This window comes from Pseudoalteromonas sp. SG45-5 (assembly GCF_014164085.1).
GTDB lineage: Bacteria > Pseudomonadota > Gammaproteobacteria > Enterobacterales > Alteromonadaceae > Pseudoalteromonas > Pseudoalteromonas aliena.
In genome coordinates this window covers 1-20,348 of sequence record NZ_JACJEM010000072.1, presented here as the reverse complement: position 1 = coordinate 20,348, position 20,348 = coordinate 1, and the positions used below count along the sequence as shown (strand labels likewise).

The 20,348-nt window shown below is 40.5% G+C and carries 12 protein-coding genes; 7 read left to right on the top strand and 5 right to left on the bottom strand.

Annotated elements, in window-relative coordinates; genetic code table 11:
- Positions 1-197: 197 nt before the first annotated feature.
- Entirely contained in the window at positions 198-662 is a 465-nt protein-coding gene (locus H5119_RS18235) for a hypothetical protein (RefSeq protein WP_182703232.1), read from the bottom strand.
- A gap of 352 nt (positions 663-1,014) precedes the next feature.
- Between H5119_RS18235 and H5119_RS18230 the strand changes: the two genes are divergently transcribed.
- Both H5119_RS18230 and H5119_RS18225 read left to right on the top strand, forming a co-directional pair.
- Positions 1,015-2,655 (top strand): hypothetical protein, encoded by a 1,641-nt coding sequence (locus H5119_RS18230; RefSeq protein ID WP_033030524.1) that lies wholly within the window; start codon positions 1,015-1,017, stop codon positions 2,653-2,655.
- A gap of 72 nt (positions 2,656-2,727) precedes the next feature.
- On the top strand, positions 2,728-4,713 hold the full coding sequence (locus H5119_RS18225; protein ID WP_182703231.1) for a hypothetical protein: 1,986 nt from the start codon (positions 2,728-2,730) through the stop codon (positions 4,711-4,713).
- Positions 4,714-4,776: 63 nt separating this feature from the next.
- On the opposite strand, the gene H5119_RS18220 is transcribed toward H5119_RS18225, so the two are convergent.
- The 4 genes from H5119_RS18220 to H5119_RS18205 form a co-directional block, all read right to left on the bottom strand.
- The gene (locus tag H5119_RS18220; protein ID WP_182703230.1) at positions 4,777-7,191 is read right to left on the bottom strand and encodes an ABC transporter permease; all 2,415 of its coding nucleotides are present in this window, start codon (positions 7,189-7,191) and stop codon (positions 4,777-4,779) included.
- Between the two features lie 84 nt (positions 7,192-7,275).
- A complete protein-coding gene (locus H5119_RS18215; RefSeq protein WP_182703229.1) occupies positions 7,276-9,681 on the bottom strand; it encodes an ABC transporter permease in 2,406 nt (801 codons plus the stop codon).
- Position 9,682: 1 nt separating this feature from the next.
- The gene (locus H5119_RS18210; RefSeq protein ID WP_182703228.1) at positions 9,683-10,384 is read right to left on the bottom strand and encodes an ABC transporter ATP-binding protein; all 702 of its coding nucleotides are present in this window, start codon (positions 10,382-10,384) and stop codon (positions 9,683-9,685) included.
- An 11-nt stretch (positions 10,385-10,395) separates the two neighbouring features.
- Positions 10,396-11,649 carry an efflux RND transporter periplasmic adaptor subunit gene (locus tag H5119_RS18205; RefSeq protein WP_182703227.1) on the bottom strand — a complete coding sequence of 418 codons (1,254 nt, stop codon included), beginning with the start codon at positions 11,647-11,649 and terminating at the stop codon, positions 10,396-10,398.
- A 225-nt stretch (positions 11,650-11,874) separates the two neighbouring features.
- Here H5119_RS18205 and H5119_RS18200 point away from each other — a divergent pair, with 225 nt between their 5' ends.
- The 5 genes from H5119_RS18200 (at position 11,875) to H5119_RS18180 (ending at position 19,553) form a co-directional block, all read left to right on the top strand.
- Positions 11,875-13,281 carry a sigma-54 dependent transcriptional regulator gene (locus tag H5119_RS18200; protein ID WP_182703226.1) on the top strand — a complete coding sequence of 469 codons (1,407 nt, stop codon included), beginning with the start codon at positions 11,875-11,877 and terminating at the stop codon, positions 13,279-13,281.
- A gap of 2 nt (positions 13,282-13,283) precedes the next feature.
- Positions 13,284-14,603 carry a PAS domain-containing sensor histidine kinase gene (locus H5119_RS18195; RefSeq protein WP_182703225.1) on the top strand — a complete coding sequence of 440 codons (1,320 nt, stop codon included), beginning with the start codon at positions 13,284-13,286 and terminating at the stop codon, positions 14,601-14,603.
- A 97-nt stretch (positions 14,604-14,700) separates the two neighbouring features.
- Complete coding sequence (locus H5119_RS18190; RefSeq protein WP_033030507.1) at positions 14,701-15,999, top strand: NTPase; 1,299 nt, start codon at positions 14,701-14,703, stop codon at positions 15,997-15,999.
- Positions 15,986-18,154, top strand: a complete 2,169-nt coding sequence (locus H5119_RS18185) for a tetratricopeptide repeat protein (RefSeq protein ID WP_182703224.1) — start codon at positions 15,986-15,988, stop codon at positions 18,152-18,154. Before H5119_RS18190 ends, H5119_RS18185 begins: the two co-directional genes overlap by 14 nt.
- A gap of 133 nt (positions 18,155-18,287) precedes the next feature.
- Positions 18,288-19,553, top strand: coding sequence for a LysM peptidoglycan-binding domain-containing protein (locus tag H5119_RS18180; RefSeq protein ID WP_182703223.1), 1,266 nt, complete (start codon positions 18,288-18,290; stop codon positions 19,551-19,553).
- Positions 19,554-20,348 lie beyond the last annotated feature (795 nt).

Sequence of the window (20,348 nt, the reverse complement as noted above, 5' to 3'; positions counted from 1 at the left end):
GATTTTCAGTGAAAACAAGGCGAATTTACGCGTCAATAGCTGGCCTATTGCAAGTAAATTCAACGCAGTTAGCGCTGAAAATAGCTGCTAGAGATAGATTTATTATCCAGAGTTCAGGTTACTTAACCTGAATCAGAATTAGAATTAAAATTAAAAAGCACAAGGTATCACTTATATCACCTCGTGCTACGGTTTAACTATTTTGCTGTATCACAGATATAACACGCTAATGTAACGCCCATGCTAGCTTTAAATTTTTGATGGTGCTCGTCCCCTTTAAATTCGTAAGGGCCTTCAAAGCGAGTAAATATTTGCATATCTGGGTTTAATGTATTATCAAAACGCATCATATTTGAGTGTAACGACTCACACATATTGTTTCCCATATCGTAAGCTAAGCGCCAATCATCAAACTGACCACAATCTAACATTGGGCTTTCTCGACCTGATGCAGAAAGTCTTTTTTCCGTACACCCACTACTTATATCACTTTTTAAAAATGAAAACGTTCCTGTCGATATTTTCATTGAAGCAAGCAATATTGTTTGCTTTTTAGGGCAGTTTTGCGCGTTAACTTGAAATTCTTCTTGCAGCATTTTTGCACTATGAGCATGCGCAAAGGTTGTTAGTAATAGACTTGATATTAAAATTGTATATTTCATTATATTTACCTCCATTTATTTACTTAATCCTATTGTTGATGCTGTATTTACATACCTATTAAATACAAAACCAACTCAAAAAGTGTGCATCAAAGAGAGGTAAATCACACTTAAAATCATGGGGCAATTGGGTAAAAACGGGTAAATTTATTTTTAAGCTACTGTATTTAAAGATATATATATTTATTCAATTCAAAAAATAATGCCCAGCATGTTTACACCCCCTTACTTTTCTCACTTTTACCTAACTCGCCCCCTGCTGACCCTGCTAATTCCTTTCGTGATGAAAATAAACAAGCAATATAAAAGGGCACATTATTTGTGCTTATTTATTATTTATGGAGGAATAAAAATGAAACGTACATTAATGACACCACTTGCTTTAGGTTCTCTTGTATATATGGCAATCATAAGTACCACTGCATTTGCAGGTACTGTTGAAAATACCAACCACCGTACTACCGCTTTAGAAAATGATTATGGTGCAATGGCACCTGCTCAAGTTAGCAAACAAACTTGGCAGACTATTTCAGCGTGGTCTACTGACTCGCTTTCTTTGCTTGATTTTATGGCTGAAAACGATGAAGAAGCGGTACTCAATCATTATATTGAAAAACTAACAGCAACTTATCAGGCCGAAGAAATCTTAAGCCAAATAAAAGAGATAGACGTAAATGCGCTTGATTTATGGTCTACGGTGCTTGCTGATCACTCACCAGAGGACAGCTATTACCTTGCACGCTACCTTATACAATATAAGCCGGCTCTTTTTAAGCAATGGTTAACAATGCAAAAAATGGTTTCGTTAGCTGAGTTTGTCGAAATAAACAATCCACGATTATTTGAAGCGTGGTTTGAAAATTACGCAGCGCCTAAGAAAAAAGGGCTCTCTGTTTTAAGCTATAACAAGGAAATGGATCCAACTACTTATAATGAAATTAAAGAGTTATTAAATAAAGATGCAAAGGGTGGTCCAAAGTCAGCCTGTGCCTGCCAAATGGTAGTGCCAAATACAGGCTCTGGTACCGTGGTAACAAATTACCCTTCAACCCCATCATCACCTGCACCTGAAACGTCTAGTGACAATAAAGGAATGTCTAAACATGGACTTAACTTTACCAGTACTGCTTACGGCGCATTTCATTCAGGCGATGGTGAGCGTTGGTCAAAACATAAAGCGTATGGCTACGACAACACAATAAGTCATAACTCTACTGAGTTTTCGGTAAAAATGCTGTGTGCCGATAAAGCGGGTTTTGATTGTAATCAAAGTAATTCATGTTCAGGAAACTTAGAAGTTAGAGGCACTTATGCCTCGCGTTTCCATGTAAAAGGGACCGCAAAGCAAATTTGGTCAAAAGCCACTAATGCACACTCTGCCGATGGTGCAAAGTTTGCCGTTGATTTACCTGGTTCTGCCCCTGAGATTGTATTGTTTAATAAAGCCGGTGGTGCAGCAATGAGCTTTAACACTGGATGGGATATTAACTCGGTGCTGGGCACTATAAAAGCAGCTTTAGGTATTACTGCTGCAATAGTGAATGACAATGCCGGTAGCTTACTCGATGCACAACTTGCCAGTGATTTAATTACTAATATTGCAGGCATAATTACCCGTTCGGGTAACGAAGCAAGCGTAAATTCGACAATGCGAGCTCGATTTGATTCATCTGACGTAAGTCCATTTTTGTTGCAACCCAACGAAGTTTACCACTTCACGCTCGACTCAGAAGCCCACGTTAAAGCACGAGGTTATGGCGGTTATTCTGATAGTCATTTTGAGTTTGGTAGCTCTGGCGCTGTAATGTATGCCGCTAACCACTTTACTTGTGGCACAAATGTTACCGCCCCCATGCCTACCGGTTTATGGTTTTATGCCAGCCAGTCAGGTCCTGATAACACCGCATCTCTTCGTAGTGATGTAGAAAATTGGCTATCTATTCAGCTCAATCAGGGTGTTAATGCTTCGCAGCAGCAAGGGGTTGTATATTAAGCACTGCAATCGAACTTATAAAGGGTAGGTGTTTCCTACCCTCTTTTGTATGTTTAAAGCAAAGGAATCATCATGAAAAAACTACTTACACTTTTTATCACTGCACTTACAATAACAGCAAGTATGCATTGTGTTGCTATAGCAAAACAATTTGATACAAGCACACTACCCGTACTATTTTATGCAAACCAAGAGAGCTATTTAGCCCAAACACCTTGGTTTAATTTTGCGTATCAGCAACGCAAAATACAACTACAAACTTGTAAAGAAGAAGCGTGTGTTCAACGTTTACAATTTTTAGAACTCCAAGAAGGTGATCAAAGCCATCAACATAATAATGGCTCCGCTTTTTTAGGTAACGCCGATAACACACACACTTCAAACACTTACTCAAAGCTTAAGTTAGGCCAAAGTAATCACAATACGTTGCATGTTAGCGGTAACCAACGGCGCATTCTTTTTTCTTTTGAGATCACTGAAAGAGGCACTCCACTTCAATTTAAATTTGAAGACGAACAGGACTCTTTCACCTCAGAAAATCAACAAGCGCTTATTCGCTCATCTAAGTTATGTATATCAAAGTGTGAAACAACATGGCAGGCATTCAGCGTAGATAAGGAGGGTCAATACACTCCAATAACTTTCCACCAGCAGGCGCAAGATCAGTGGGTTGTTAAAGAATTAGATAACACTATTAGAATTGAATTAACCGCTTTATTTGGTCAATATTCGGCGCCCTTACATCAGTATCACAACGAGGAAGTGTCGTTTTCAAGCTATCAAATAAATGACAAAGCACTTATAAATACACAGAGTCATGATCAACAAAACCAATATATTTTTGAGCAAACAAAAGTAATTGGTTTAAGTGGGCACACATGGGTTTTGCAGCAAGGCAATACACTGCAATTAACCGATAACCACGCTAGCATTTTAAAATCTCGCAAACTATCAACTTGGCATATAAAAAAATTGCTAAATAGCTATATATCAAAGCATCGTGTTTATTTGTTAGCCCAAGTAAATGAGCAATATCAAACCCCACCTGCAAAGCAAACCGTGATAGCCCAATACCCCAAGCAAAAACAAAGTAAAATGCGCCCGGTAGTACTCTATGAGTTCGATTTAGCGCTTAACTTAATATCTAGCACCACACTCTATTTGCCTGAAAGTGAACTACCGTATGCACAAATAACACTTCAGTCGTGGGGAGTATTGGTAGGCACAGGTGAAGCCGCTGCTGCATCGGTTAATCACACTTATCAAAGCAACCAGTCATCTGCAAATATGACAAACTGCCCAATGATAAATAACGGTTATGGTTATGGCTTATTATGCTGGAAAGCATTAAACAACCCAGCTATAAATTATACACCTAGTGCAGCTAGTAGCATGATCCCAGTAACGGTTGTCGACAATACAACGCCAAACCTACTTAACCAACTGGAGGCAAACCAACATGGAATAATATTCGATAATAGCGGCACTCCTGTTGACCCTGGCGGCTCATGGACACATGCAGATAACGTTGCAATAAACAAAGAAGACTTAGGCCTATCAATTGCGATGTATCATCAACGTTGGCATTCACCTGTCGCGGCAAATATTATTTTCCCAGCAGGTAGCTCTTCTCGTCCTGTTATGTTTAGAGCTGTAGAATATTCTGCAGTAAATACCAGCAACCTCCCACACAATGTGTGCAATCAGTTTGCTGCTAGTTCTGGCTACCCTGAATACCAAGCCGCTGATGCATGTATGACGCAAGCAAACTTTGGCCTATTTAGTTTAGAAAGTCTGAAATTTGATCGCTGGCAGGGCGGTATCTACCACCCCGACCAAAGCGTAAGTGGCAATGATAATAGCTGGTTTCCGTGGTTTACTAATTTTGTTGGCGACCCTCCTGTCGAAGAAGCTTTTACAGCTGAAGCGGTCCATGAAATGGTGGCTCGTATGCGTATTAACGCTGCAAATATTGGAACTTTAATACAAGATTCATACATTGACGGGCACTTGTATACCCAAGCACATGTACCAGGGTATTACATTTCGTATCAATAAAATTTACGATACAAAAAAGGGTTAGTGTATTCACCAACCCTTTTTTAATTCACTGAACTTTATTTATTCATAGCGTAAAGTAAGCGATGGCCTTGTGCTTGCAGCTTTAAAAGCAAGGCTTGCAACCGTGAGCCAAGTAAAGAGTGCGACCACAAGCGCCGCAGCGCCATATACCCAAATGGCCTGCTCAATACGGTCGTTAAAACCTTGCAACCAATTATCCATTAGCCAATAAGCTAGAGGTAAAGCAATTACCGCCGCTGCGAACACCATGATTAAAAACTCACGGGCAAGTAGATTAACTAAACTTAAACGGGTTGCACCCAAGACTTTTCGAATGGCTAATTGCTTTTGCTGACGTTTCGCTGCAAACGCTGCAAGTCCAAATAAACCTAAGCAACTTAAAAACATGGCCAGCACAGAGAAATTTCGAATGAGCACAAATAAGTCATGCTCGACTCGATAAACCTTGGCTAAGTCTTGCTGCATCAGGCTAAATTGCGGATCGGCGGTTAAATTAAACTGCTTTAAAAGCTGGCGTAACTGATTAAATAACTGAGGAAAGTTTGCTTGTTCGGTCCTTATCACCAATCGAACGGTTGATTGTGAGCTATACCCTGCTGAAAATGACACAGGTAGCCAATCATCTTTCGCCGAGCCGACTTTAATGTCTTTTACCACACCGACAATGGTTGCATTAATGTTGCGATAAAGCCCTTGAACTTGCAGACCTACCACCTCATCCACATTATCGTAACCAGCACGTTTTGCCATTTGTTCGGTCACCAAAATAGCCATTGCTTGAGGGTTGTCTTCGCCCTGCTGCGCCCCAGCATGCTCATTAGGAGAGTGCAACCAATCGCTCTGGAACTGTGGTGAAAAGTCTCTGCCTGCAAGTAGTGTCAAACCCAAGGTTTTAACGGCATGGAAACCTGTGCCTATGGTCGGTGGCAGTTCACTTTCCTCATAGCCGTTTGGCCATCGGAAATAAAAGCTTTCAAGAATACTGTCGGTTAAGTCAGTGTCAGTAGTAGTTATTTGCACTACACCGGGCAACGCTCGGATCTCATTGAGTATCGCGTGTTCTTTTTCCATCAATTGCTTACTGCTTAAATCGTGTATCACAATACGATCTGTCGCATCATAACCAAGCGACAGGTTTTGCAAGAACATTAACTGTTGTAAGCTCACCATAGTACAAACAATTAAAGCCATTGCCATGGCTGCTTGAAATACTAACAGGCCTTTACGCACCACCTGACCTGTTTGCAATTGCCCTGCAAGTAAACTTTTTAGCGGTGCGCGTGCCACACAAAAAGCCGGATAAGCACCAGATATAAAAGCCAATAAAAACACCACATCCAATACAGCTACCAATTGTGACCAGCCCCAAACTAGCTGCAATGGGCGGTTTGCAAAGCCACTAAAACTTGGTAATAACATCTCAACCCAACACAACGCTAACACTGTAGCAAGGGTCACCATTAACAAGGCTTCTAACAAAAATTGCAGTATTAATTGTTGCTTACTCGCCCCCAAGGTTTTGCGCATGGCAATTTCTTTGCTGCGGTAAAGCAATTGCGACACCGCAATATTGATGTAATTGGCTGCGGCAATGGCGAGTAATAAACCGCTCAATATTAGACTCAAGTTCACTAAAAAATCCGACCCTCCGGGTTTAAATTCAAAGGGAGAATGAGCTTTGAAGTATACCTCTCGCATCGGCACTAAACGATACTCAAGTTGGCTATTCTTTAACTGATATTTTTCGATAAGACGGCTAGCTAACTGCTTTTCTATGTCTTTTAAATCAGCACCTTGCTGAGTTTTTAGATAAACATAACTCGATATATCATTATGTTCAGTGAAATCAACAGACACTAAAGCATGGAACAAAAAGTGGCTGTTATCGGGTAAATCATCAAAAACAGCACCCACAGTGACACTTTGCTCGCCCATCAATAACGTTTGTTCGAACGCTTTACTGGCGCTACCAAACAGCCTTGTGGCTTCACTGTCACTCAAGGCGATTTGATTAGGCTCTGAGAGCGCTTGTTCAAGATTGCCAGTCATCACATCAAGATGAATAAAATCACGTAAATTGGCCGAAGTGCCATACACATTTCGCAGCTTAAACACTTGCCCAGCCACTTTAATATGATCAGTAAATAAATCACTATCGACCACATCTGCCAGCACCAATAAGTCACTTACATCACTACGTAAAGACACTGTTTGCGCAATGCTTACAACCGTTAAGGGGATCTCTTCTAAACCCGGTACCTTTACATCAACATGCAGACGATAAACTTGCTGGTGATCGGGCTGCATTTCATCAAACGACAATTCATACTCTGCGAATAGCGCCACTAACAGAGCTGCAGCAAGACCAATACTTAACCCTAAGACATTCAATAACGAATAAAGCTTGTGTTGCTTGAATACTCTAAATGCTGTTGTTACATGTGATATCAACATATCTAACCTATAAGATTTTGTTCTCACCCAAAAATGGCCTACCTGTTACTCCGATAGACCATGGCTTTGGCTAATAAATTTTATTTACTCATAACGTAAAGTAAGCGATGGCCGTGTGCTTGCAGCTTTAAAAGCAAGGCTTGCAACCGTGAGCCAAGTAATCGCAGCAATAACCAAAGCTGCTAAGCTATATACCCACCAAACTTGATCGATGCGATCATTAAAATTAGCAAGCCAATCGCCCACCAACCAATAGGTAAGTGGAAATGCAACAACGGCACTTACAAGCACTAATAGTAAAAACTCTTTTGCTAATAAATTCACTATACTCAAGCGTGATGCCCCCAACACTTTACGTACCGCAATCTCTTTTTGACGCTGTAAAGTAGAAAACGCAGCTAAACCAAAAGTACCTAAGCAGGTCAATATAATTGCCAACATACAAAATATTACAACCAAGGTTGATACGCGCTCATCGCTTTTATACAAAGCTCGGTAATTATCGGCTACTAAATCAATATCTGAGTTATGTACATTAAGCACATCAGTGACTATAGCTTGCACCTGAGTTTTTACAGCAGCGAATTGGTTAGGATCGAAGTTAATAATTAATTTACCTTCATTAGCCCAACTAAAGCCACAAACAAGGATTAAAGGCGACGTAGAAGCTTCTCGGGCTGAGCCTATAGTGACATCTTTAATGACACCAACAATATTTAGTACCTCTTGATTATCACCAGAGCTTGTATAAAGTTTTTTACCAATAGCTTGCTCGGCACTGCCATAGCCTGCAAGCTTAACAAATGACTGCGATACTAAAACGCCAGCACTGCCATTACCATCTTCGGTTTGGCTATACCAATCACTGCCATAGTCTGCACTTAAATCACGTCCAGCCATTAACGATAGACCGACGCTTTTAGCTATATCAAATCCTACTCCAATAAAAGGAATAACAGCATTTTTCATCTCACCATTGTCTGAAGTAACATCAAAGCTGGTATTAAATGACGACGTGAATGAAGCATCTGTAATGCTGCTTGATTTAACACCTTGTATCGCATTAATACGCTGAGTAAGTATATTGTTCTGTGTAAAGTACAACTTACGCGAAGGGATGCCATCTACCTCTAAGCGGTATTGTTTCTCGTAACCCACATCTATCGATTGTAAATGGTTAAGTTGTTGATGTAAGAATGAAGCACTAATTATCAAAGCAATAGATAAAGAAGCTTGTAGAGTAAGTAATACCTTGCGTACAACTATTGCTGTGCGTCCACGCTGAATGTCACCACTAAGTACGCGTTTGGCACTGAATGACGACATAAACAATGCGGGATATGCTCCTGCTAATAAACCCACCAAGAACACAACAGCAATAAAAATTGCACCAAACTCAGACAGGTAATCAAAAACTAAAACACGCCCAACCAATTGATTAAAAGATGGTAGAGCAAGTTCCAATAAAACACAGGCTAAAATAGCAGCAAAACTGGTAACTAATAATGACTCCACCAAAAACTGAATAACTATCTGCGGCTTACTAGCTCCCAGCGCTTTTCGTACGCCAACCTCTTTAGCTCGCTTAGCTGATTGAGCAATACTCATATTAATAAAGTTAAATGCTGCTATTGCAATCAATAAAAGACTCAGAGAAAAGCTAATCATTACTACAGTATATGAGCCATTTTCTTTAAGCTCATAGCGACTATCCGCGTGTAAGTGAATACCAGGCAAATGTTGAAAAGTTAAGGTTACAAATCCCAAAGATTGACTAGGATAAACAAGCGCGGGATAGGCCTGCGCTAACTGCGCTTGCTCAGCGACAAGATTAGTATTAGCAGAGAAGCGTACATAAACATAAAAGTTATTCATTTGATAATTAGGTGTCTCATTTTGCATTGCCACCAATCCCGAAAATGCAAAATGAGTGTTATCTTGTAAGTTAGCAAATATGGCAGTCACAGTGTAAGTCACTTGATCTTTAGTTAATGTTTCGCCAATAGCATTTGTGCGACCAAAGATCCGAATAGCTTCACGCTCACTAAGCGCTATTTTATTCGGTTCACTGAGCGAGTCTTGTAAATCACCATGGAGCACATCCAAACTTATAAAATCAGTAATGTTTTTGCCCGTAGCGAATAAGCCTTCCATTTTGTAGTAATTGCCATTAGCGCTAAAATCACCCGATAACCTTGGATGCATCTCTAATGCAAAAATATCTTCAATAGCTGTATTTTTAGCAAGCTCTTTTATAGCGTAATAGTTGGTAATTGGTGCATCAACGCCCATCTCCCGAAAATGCTGCGAAAGACGATATGTCTGCTGTGCATTTGGTTGATGCTGATCAACGTTGGCCTCAAAGCTTGCAAATAAACCCACTAACATTGCTGAAGCTAAGCCAATACTTAAACCTAATACATTTAAAATAAAATGTTGTTTTTGCTGTTTGAACGAACGCAGCGCTGTAATAAAGTAACTTACAAACATGCTATGCAACCCCCACCGTTTGTTGTACGTTATTTGCTTTATCAAGCATCACTTGGCCATCAAGTAGGCGTACTAGACGATCTGCGTAATTACCCTCTTTATCAGAGTGCGTAACCATAATTACCGTAGTGCCTTCTTTATTTAATTCGCGGAGCATTGCCATTACTTCATCACCATTTTTTGAGTCTAAATTACCGGTTGGCTCATCGGCTAAAATTAGCTTAGGGTTAATCACCAAAGCTCGCGCTACTGCCACTCGCTGCTGCTGACCACCCGATAACTGCTGCGGTAAATGATCGCCTCGATGATCAATACCCACTCGCTTTAAAATGGTTTCAACACGCTCTTTACGCTCACTTTTTGAAATTTTTTGATATTGCAAAGGCAGCTCTACATTTTGATAAACTGTCAATTCATCAATTAAGTTAAAGCTCTGAAATACAAAACCAATTGAAGCTTTACGTAACTCTGCTAATTGTTTTTCGCTATAACCTGCAATGTCAGCACCTGCAAACTCAAAGCTTCCACTCGTTGGCGAATCTAACATGCCTAAAATAGATAATAAGGTTGATTTACCACAGCCAGATGGGCCCATAATTGCTAAAAAATCACCTTCCTTTACGGTTAGAGTAATATTGCTTAGTGCAGTTGTTTCAACATCTTGAGTACGAAATACTCGGCTTAAATTAGTTAATTTGATCATTGTTGTTATCCTTAAAATTGTAGTTGTTGTGCTTTTTCGAAGTTGCTGTAGCTTGAGGTGATCACTTGATCCCCTGCTTTTAGCCCTTCAAGCACTTCAAAATAATGTTGATTTTTTTTACCTAAACGAATATCACGGCGCAGTGCTTTATCACTACCTTGCTCAATTACGTAAACCCAATTACCACCCGAGTTTGTGAAAAATGCGCCTCGATTAAGTAATAAGGCATCGTTTTTATTGTTGCCAAGCATTAACTCAAGGTCGATGCTTTGGCCACGCTTAATACTTTTAGTGTTACTGGGTAAGTCCACTTCGATTTGAAATTGAGACTGCTGTACGCGGCTATCGATTTTGCTCACTTTGGCAGTAATAGCGTCATCATCAAGTTCAATCATCACAGCCATATCGCGCTGCACCTGATTTAAGTAAAACTCATCAAGACGTACCACTAATTTATACTCGTTAGGAATATCAATTTGTCCGAGTCGTGCGCCGCTACTTTTTGATTCGCCAATTTCTACATCAAGCTCGCTTAAATAACCGGATACCGGTGCTTTTACTAATAAGTTATCGAGGTTTCGACGAGCAAATTGAAGGTTTTTCTCGAGCATTTTAGCGCTGTCTGACAGCTGTGCAACTTGCACTTCACGTATTGATTTTTCTTGCTTTTGACGCTCAAGCGTTAGCTCCTTGCGAGCATGGTAATAACTTAAATCTTCCTCAAGTTCGGCTAATTTATCTTGCGCCAACACCCCACTTTTAACTAATGGTTTAGTTTGTTTTAAACGGCGTGTTAAATGCGTAATCTTTAACTCTATTTCTAATAAGTCTCGGCGTAAGTTTAAGCGGCTGGTTTCCATAGTCATTTGCGTATTACGTAAAAAATTTAGCTGCTCTGTTACTTGAGCCTCACGGCCCATAACATCAAGTTGCAAGTTAGTATTACTCAAGCGCACCAAGGGCTGGCCTGCTTCTACAAATTCGCCTTGCTCTACCAAACGCTCCTCAACTTGGCCACCGGCGATAGTATCAAGGTAAATACTGGTTTTTGGCACCACTTGACCGCGTAAGCTCAACGTATCTTTAAATGCACCTTGTTTTACTGTGCTAACGGTGAGGCTACTGCGCTCAACATGTTGGCTACGACCTGTATCGCTAGTTTGCGTAAAGCCATACGCAGCCGCCGCAACACCTAAGGCCATCGTTGCAAAGATGAATTTTTTAAAATACTTTTGAGTAAATGAGCGTTCTATTTTCTTATCCATGTTGCCGCCTTGATACAGGTTTAATTTAACTAATTACCTATTGCTATTACAAAGCGTATGCCAACTTTAATTATTCTTTAATTACAACAGCTTGAATAACACCTTATACCGATAGATACTTTAAGTGTCCGTTTATAGAACACTTTTTATTTTAATAAGCGTCCATTTATGGACACTGTTCCTTTTTTGTTTTAGGCTAAATAAAACTCTATAAAAATAAAACCCATGAAACACACAGGCTCAGTTTTAATTGTTGACGACAATCCCGATATTCTCATTGCAGCACGCTTGCTATTAAAGCAACACTATCAAAGCGTCAAAACTACTGATAATCCCTTTGATATTGCTGGCATTATTAGCAAGCAACGAGAAAGCGATCAGCCCATTGACGTGATTTTATTGGATATGAACTTTAGCCAAGATTCGATTAGCGGCAAGGAAGGGTTTTATTGGCTCAAAAAAATCATTGAGCAAGACGCCAATATCGTGGTGCTACTGATGACCGCTTACAGTGATATTCAGCTTGCGGTGGATGCCATTAAAGCAGGTGCGTCTGATTTTATTGCTAAACCTTGGCAAAATGAGCAATTACTTGGCGCGGTTGCTGCTGCATTCTCGCACGCAAAAGACAAGCAACAAGTTGGTAAACTAACTCGCCAAAAGCAGGGGCTTAATCAGGCATTAAACACGCCATCATTTGAGTTTTTAGGGCAAAGCGCAGCAATGCAGCAAGTATTTAATACCATTGAAAAAGCCGCCAAAACCGACGCAAATATATTAATCACTGGCGAAAGTGGTACAGGTAAAGAGCTCACCGCTCACGCAATTCATCAAGCAAGTATGCGTAGCGAACACACCTTTTTGAGCTTAGATATGGGCGCAGTGGCGCAAAACCTGTTTGAAAGTGAGTTATTCGGCCATAAAAAAGGCGCGTTTACTGACGCTAAAGCTGATCGAATTGGTAAATTTGAGTTGGCTCAAGGCGGCAGTTTATTTTTAGATGAGTTAGGTAACTTACCCCTTGAACATCAAGCTAAGTTACTCTCCGCATTGCAAAACCGCCAAGTAACTCCGATCGGCGGCAGTAAAACAATTGATATTGATATTCGCCTTATTTGTGCCACTAACGATAATCTTGAGCAAGCCGTCGTCGACGGTCGCTTTCGTCAAGACTTACTGTATCGTATTAATACTGTTGAAATTAGATTACCTGCCTTACGTGAGCGCAGTGATGACATACCATTACTAGTAGATTATTACCTAAATCATTTTTCACAGAAATACAAACGCGACTTAACCATTGCGGCAGGTGATATGACATCACTTTGCCAATACTCATGGCCGGGCAATGTGCGTGAGCTAGCCCACGCTATAGAGCGCGCGGTAATATTAAGTGAAGGCGAAAATCTTGATGTGAGGTCAGTGGTTGGTAATACTACAAGTAAGGTCAACAGCACTAATAACCCAATCGAAAATAATAATGCATACGATACTTTTGATTTAGAGGCACTTGAACAACGCACTGTTCGTGCAGCCCTTACTCACCACCAAGGCAATGTGAGCCACGCTGCCAAAGCGCTTGGTTTAACGCGCGGTGCTATGTATCGCCGCCTTGAAAAGTATGGATTATAAACATGCGACCTTACTTTTCCCTCGGATTTAACCTAGTCGCATTAAGCAGCTTTAGTGCATTACTGTGCTACTTACTTATTAATAAAGGTTTCTCGGCAACATTATTGTTAGTCGTCTTGGTTAGTATTGCCTTGAGCGTCCATATTTTCACACTATTTACTCGCCAACAAAAACAAGCTGAAATAGTTATTCGCGCACTCGCTAATGGCGATAGTACGCTGGGTCTTAGCCAGTATCACCCAATGCGCCAGCAGTTCGATCAAGTAAAAGCACAAATGCAAACCGCACGCTTTAATGCCGAGCAACAAGCTCAGTTTTTACAAGCATTACTAATTCATGTCGATTTGGCTGTATTGGTGTCTGATAACAGTGGCCAAGTGATTGAATCAAACCCCGCTGTAAGTAAGCTTTTAGGTAAAAACGTTAAGCACTTGAGTGAATTAGGCGCCGTGGGTGATCTTCTTTTAAAAGCCGATCGAAACGTACGTAATACCCTGCATTGGCAAACAGGTGAACAACAAGATACATTATCAATTGCACTCAGTATCGCCGAAATTCAAGGTAAAGTTCGCCGCGTTGTCAGCATACAGTCTATTCACGACCAATTGCAGTTAAAAGAGCAGCAGGCCTATAAGCGCTTAACTAAAGTACTAACTCACGAAATAGCGAATTCTATAACGCCACTTTCATCACTCGCTAACACGTGCACCACTTTATTACCGCAAACGCTGTGCTTTGATGAGCTTGAAGATAAGCAAGACTTACAACTCGCACTCACTACACTTGCGTCTCGCACTGAGCATTTAGGTGATTTTATAGCACGCTTTCGTCAAGTAAGTAGCTTACCTACACCTAAATTAGCGCCTTATAATTTAGCTAGTGTGCTCACACAAATAGTTGCATTGCATCAGCAACAAGCACTTAGGCAAGGTACTACTTTTGAGCTTAATATTAATACCCAACAATTAGTGATGCTCGACAACAGCCAAATAGAACAAGTACTGGTTAACTTAGTTAAAAATGCACTTGAAGTACTCGCCACAAGCCAACAACATAACGCGCAAAACCCTAATAAAACACCAACGATTCAACTCACCCTCGCACAAAATCACGCACAACAGCTTTACATTGAAGTCAGCGATAACGGACCTGGCATTGCTGAACATGTTATTGATATGGTGTTCGTGCCCTTTTTTACTACCAAACAACAAGGTTCGGGTATTGGTTTGAGCTTGTCGCGGCAAATTATGCTCAACCACGGCGGTGATTTGGTTTATGTACAAAAACCACAAGGTGCATGTTTTAGGTGTGTGTTTGGGTAACACACATCAATATACAGTAGTAATCTAGTGACACTAATTTATCTTGCGTGTTATCTTTACCTTAATTAAGATCGAACACAAACGAATGAGACATTTGATGAGTACTCCTAGAGATTTTCATAATTCATTTTTAGATACAGCTAAACGCGATGATATATTAAATTACTATGTTAATCGTGCTCCTGATGATGCTCACGACAGTGTTGAAGATATGAAACAGGCTATCGAATGGGAAGATACACCTGGCTGTTACTTATTCTCTGGACTTAGAGGTGCAGGTAAAACCACTGAACTCCAGCGTTTATTAGCTGATCTCAAAGTAAAAAACATACCGGCTTTTTACTGTAGTGCAGACTCTTTTTTAGATTTAAATGAGCCTGCAATTACTCAAACTGAATTAATTTTCACTGCATTAGCAGGCTTATCTCACGCCGTTAAAAAAGCATATGGTGATGACTTCCTTACTGAAACAATTTGGGAGCGCACAAAAAAAGCAATGGACTCAAAAGTAGAGCTAAAACCTAAACTAAAAGCAGCAGGGGCTGAGGTTGAGTTCTCTCTAGAGGAAAATGTAACTTTTAAACAAGAATTAATAAAATTTGCTAATAGCTCAAATAAGTTTTTTCAAGAGGCCATAAAGTTTGCAAACGATGTCGCTGCATCAGTTAAACAATATACCAATCAAGATAAAGTTGTTCTTGTTGTTGATTCATTAGAAAGGCTGTCTGCACCTAATGGTCAAGAAAACGTATTATTTGAATCCCTTAAAGACTTATTTTTTAACTCTCCTGCCCGATTATCTTTTGAAAATATTACCGTCATTTACACTGTTCCCCCGTATATCCATGCTGTACTTCCTAGTATTGATCAATTTTATTCTGGGAGCTTTTCGTTGCCTAATTTTAAAGTTATGCAAACACCTAAGAAAGAAAAGCCAATTGAGAAAAACCCAGAAGGTATAGCAAAAATGGTGTGTGTCGTAGAAAAACGTTTTCCTGAGTGGGAAAATTATATCTCAAAGCCCGTGATAGAGGAGTTTGCATGGCTATGCGGTGGTAACGTTCGTCGGATGTTTGCTTTAATACGCCATACCACTAAAAAAGCAGTACTTGGTAAAGTCAATTTTCCTGTAAATAGAGTTAATAGCACTCCTGTTAAGCAAGCAATTTTAGAAGAAACTAAAAATGTTCAATGGTTAAATGCACAAGATAGAAAATGGTTAATTCATTGCAGAGAGCACAGCGGTAACCTAGCACAATATATAAATGACCTTGCCAGCGACTTACCACCAATTATTCGTTTATTTGATCATTCATTAGTCTTAAATTATCAAAATGGTAGTATTTGGTACCAAGTTCCTCCAATTATGAACGACTACTTTGATGCACAATCATGATTTTGAGGCCATCTGGTCAGAGTTAAAACTTACACTTGAGTGGCACGAAGACTTCTCTCTTTTTTTTGTATTTGTTGAAAATACTCAAGCGAGTTTTGCCCTTAAACAGCGGCTAGATGACTTTATGCGCAGTCACAGTAAACCGTTACGCCGTATAAAACCAATAACTCAAACAGATTTACCAAATAAAGTTATCGATGAAATTTTTGATGCTAACGCAGGCCACTCTCCCGTTTGGTTAGCGCTAACACAAGTAGATCAAGAAGGGATTTGGAATACGCTAAGAGCCAAAACCTTAGCAACTTTAAATAAACGCCGTTCGCAGTTGGAAGATATTGTAAAGAGCCCTATTTTCATTGAGCTACCTTATAAATGTGCAGCTAATGTTGTCACTTGGGCGCCTGATATCTGGAGTGTTCGCCAACAAATAATTGAACTACCTTTTAACATTCAATTAAATACTAAGCTGTCGCAAACTGAAGCTGAAACTTCACATGAGCCGCTATTATCATCAGTGCAACTTGATGAAGCTATCTACCAAACTAGGGCCAAGATAGAACAATTGCAAAGTACGGTTACAAACCAAGGAAAAAGGCATTTGAGTATCGCCTTAGATAGATTAGGTGACTTACTAAGTAATATTGGCCAATTACCTGAAGCCAAGGCCGCGTATATGCAAAGCTTAGCAATTTGCCAACAACTGCAAACAAGCCTTGGTGACTCACCACAAGTATTACGGGACCTGTCTGTCTCGTTTGATAAGATAGGCAATATTGAGCTACAACTCGGGGATGTACCCGCCGCCAAAGCGGCATACACGCAAAGCTTAGCAATTCGCCAACAACTGCAAACGAGCCTTGGTGACTCACCACAAGTATTACGGGACCTGTCTGTCTCGTTTGATAAGATAGGCAACATTGAGCTACAACTCGGGGATGTACCCGCAGCCAAGGCCGCGTATATGCAAAGCTTAGCAATTTGCCAACAACTGCAAACAAGCCTTGGTGACTCACCACAAGTATTACGAGATCTGTCTGTCTCGTTTGATAATTTGGGCGACATTGAGCTACAACTCGGGGATGTACCCGCCGCCAAAGCGGCATACACGCAAAGCTTAGCAATTTGCCAACAACTGCAAGCGAGCCTTGGTGACTCACCACAAGTATTACGGGACCTGTCTGTCTCGTTTAATAATGTGGGCGACATTGAGCTGCAACTCGGGGATGTACCCGCCGCCAAAACCGCCTATATGCAAAGCTTAGCAATTCGCCAACAACTGCAAACAAGCCTTGGTGACTCACCACAAGTATTACGGGACCTGTCTGTCTCGTTTGATAGGATAGGCAACATTGAGCTGCAACTCGGGGATGTACCCGCCGCCAAAGCGGCATACACGCAAAGCTTAGCAATTCGCCAACAACTGCAAACGAGCCTTGGTAACTCACCACAAGTATTACGGGACCTGTCTGTCTCGTTTGATAAGATAGGCAACATTGAGCTACAACTCGGGGATGTACCCGCAGCCAAGGCCGCATATATGCAAAGCTTAGCAATTTGCCAACAACTGCAAACAAGCCTTGGTGACTCACCACAAGTATTACGAGACCTGTCTGTCTCGTTTGATAATTTGGGCGACATCGAGCTGCAACTCGGGGATGTACCCGCCGCCAAAGCAGCGTATATGCAAAGCTTAGCGATTCGCCAACAACTGCAAAAAAGCCTTGGTGACTCACCACAAGTATTACGAGACCTGTCTGTCTCGTTTGATAAGATTGGTAATATTGAGCAAGAACTTGGTAATTTACCCGCAGCCAAAGCTGCGTATACGCAAGGTTTAACTATTTGCCAACAACTGCACACCAGCCTTGGTGACTCACCACAAGTATTGCGGGACCTGTCTGTCTCGTTTGATAATCTTGGCAACATTGAGCAGCAACTCGGGGGTTTGCCCGCAGCCAAGGCCGCGTATACGCAAAGCTTACAGCTCGACAGGCAACTTCAAACTAATTTGGGAGATACAGTAACTGTGCTTAGAGATCTCACTATATCCTTAAATAAGGTGGCAGAAATAGAACAACAACTAGGTAACTTAATCTCATCCACACACCTACACGCTCAATCAGACAAAATAGCAGATAAATTAAAAACTTTATAATCATCAAGTTACCTTAACTCGTCGCTATAATGAGCAGTTTAAAGCATGCTTAAATTTAGCCCCATCTCACATTCCCTATGTTAAGCTAACCGGCTTTTAGCTAGCTGCATTTATATTACGGAGTAGTTTTTACGTGTTTTTAAATCGATATATCGGTATTTTGCCACTGATTTTTATTTTATCTGGCTGTGAGACAACACCAGAACAACCAGCCCCTAAAACAATTATTAAAGCTAACCCTGTTGTTAATCAACAAAGTAAAGCAATTGAACAAATCGCGCCTTTAAATCCTAAAGAGCTGGACGATGTTTGGCAACGTATTCGCGCACAGCTAAGTTTTGCTAATTCAAACCACCCCGATGTGAACAAGCGCATTGCTTGGTACTTATCTCATCCTAATTATATGGATGAAATAAGCCGCCGCGCTACACCCTATCTTTATCATATAGTGACTGAAATAGAAAAACGAGATTTACCAATAGAGCTGGCATTAATGCCACTTATTGAAAGCGATTTTGATGCAAGCGCCTATTCTCATAAACATGCGTCTGGTCTATGGCAGTTAACGCCCTCTATTGCTAAGTATTTTAAAGTAAAAATTTCACCTTGGTATGACGGTAGACAAGACGTGATAGACAGTACTCGTGCAGCATTGGATTTTATGGAGTATTTATACAAACGTTTCGATGGCGATTGGTATCATGCTATTGCGGCTTATAATTTAGGTGAAGGCCGAGTTTTAAGATCAATTAAAAACAATAAAAGGCAGGGTAAGCCAACCGATTTCTTCAGCTTGAAACTACCTAAACAAACAAGTCAATATGTCCCTAAGTTACTTGCTGCAGCCCAACTACTCAAAAGCCAAAAAATGGTATTTCCTGCGATAGCAAATAAGAATACCATTGCGGTAATACCAGTTTCGGGGTCCGTTATCATAGATAACAAAGAGAAGTGGCAACAACTCGAGTCATTAAATTACGGTGTGATCCGCTTTCCAGCAGTTATTGATGCACCTCATATCGTTGTTCTTGCCGATGAGCAAATAGAGTTTAAAACAATGCTCGCAAATCAAAAAAGTAATGATTACAGTCTATGGCAACACTACACTATTCAATCTGGCGACAGCCTCAGTGTCATAGCTAAACGCTATGCAATAACAGTTAATCAGTTAAAGGCCTTTAACAATCTAAAAAGCAATCGTATTCGCGCAGGGAAAAAGCTGATACTCCCTATACTTGCAGAGCAAGAAATCGAGCATAAAGTTAAATCAGGCGAAAGCTTATGGAAAATAGCTAAGTATTACAAAGTCAGTATTAATAAACTAAAACAATGGAATAACCTTTCAAGTGACCATTTAAAAATAGGTAAAAAACTTACTGTATTTTTGTCTAATAGCTAACTACTTGGCTGATTATTAAATATATGGGCTGATGAGTTTAGCAGCCCATATAGCCTTCAAAGAAATGGTTTGATTATTTATCAATCATACCAATATCATTTTATTAAGTGATTAGATTTAATACAAATTTGCTTATATATGCTACTTATTTGCTGCTGTATACCTGATACTTTGCAAACAGACGCGTTGATAAGCCAGTTCATTAATGCTTTTAGCGTTGGGAGTCACTGCGCCCGCCCGACCTACGTGATGGGTGTTGAATAGGTGTCTGTTAATTGCGCGTATTTCACATTTCTGAAGACGTAAAAAAGCCCGACTATTTCTAGTCGGGCTCTCTACAATTTGAAGCTGGTGATGTCGTAGTGCCCACTGCGGTGGAGAGCCACAGTGAAATGCTACACTATCGTTGGCTGGGGCTCGCCTTCGAGCTGTTTCGTTTCACTACTGAGTTCGGCATGGGCTCTTGGCTATTTACTAAATCCCAGATAGCAAAAAACCCGTCACATTGCTGTAACGGGTTTCTTTAATTTGAAGCCTGGTAATGTCGTAGTGCCCACAGCGGTGGAGAGCCACATAGCAAATGCTACACTATCTTTGTATCGCGATATGAATGTGTGTTAATTGCGCAAATTTTACTTTTCTGCAGACGTAAAAAAGCCCGAATCGTTAAATTCGGGCTCTCTACAATTTGAAGCCTGGTAATGTCCTACTTTCACATAGCAAATGCTACACTATCATCGGCGCTGTTTCGTTTCACTACTGAGTTCGGCATGGAGTCAGGTGGGTCCAAAACGC

Excerpts from the sequence above, each read along its gene's own strand:
- H5119_RS18205 (WP_182703227.1), bottom strand. The coding sequence starts at position 11,649 with ATGGATAAGAAAATAGAACGCTCATTTACTCAAAAGTATTTTAAAAAA.
- H5119_RS18185 (WP_182703224.1), top strand. The coding sequence starts at position 15,986 with ATGCACAATCATGATTTTGAGGCCATCTGGTCAGAGTTAAAACTTACA.
- H5119_RS18230 (WP_033030524.1), top strand. The coding sequence starts at position 1,015 with ATGAAACGTACATTAATGACACCACTTGCTTTAGGTTCTCTTGTATAT.
- H5119_RS18225 (WP_182703231.1), top strand. The coding sequence starts at position 2,728 with ATGAAAAAACTACTTACACTTTTTATCACTGCACTTACAATAACAGCA.
- H5119_RS18235 (WP_182703232.1), bottom strand. The coding sequence starts at position 662 with ATGAAATATACAATTTTAATATCAAGTCTATTACTAACAACCTTTGCG.
- H5119_RS18210 (WP_182703228.1), bottom strand. The coding sequence starts at position 10,384 with ATGATCAAATTAACTAATTTAAGCCGAGTATTTCGTACTCAAGATGTT.
- H5119_RS18195 (WP_182703225.1), top strand. The coding sequence starts at position 13,284 with ATGCGACCTTACTTTTCCCTCGGATTTAACCTAGTCGCATTAAGCAGC.
- H5119_RS18200 (WP_182703226.1), top strand. The coding sequence starts at position 11,875 with ATGAAACACACAGGCTCAGTTTTAATTGTTGACGACAATCCCGATATT.
- H5119_RS18190 (WP_033030507.1), top strand. The coding sequence starts at position 14,701 with ATGAGTACTCCTAGAGATTTTCATAATTCATTTTTAGATACAGCTAAA.
- H5119_RS18215 (WP_182703229.1), bottom strand. The coding sequence starts at position 9,681 with ATGTTTGTAAGTTACTTTATTACAGCGCTGCGTTCGTTCAAACAGCAA.
- H5119_RS18220 (WP_182703230.1), bottom strand. The coding sequence starts at position 7,191 with ATGTTGATATCACATGTAACAACAGCATTTAGAGTATTCAAGCAACAC.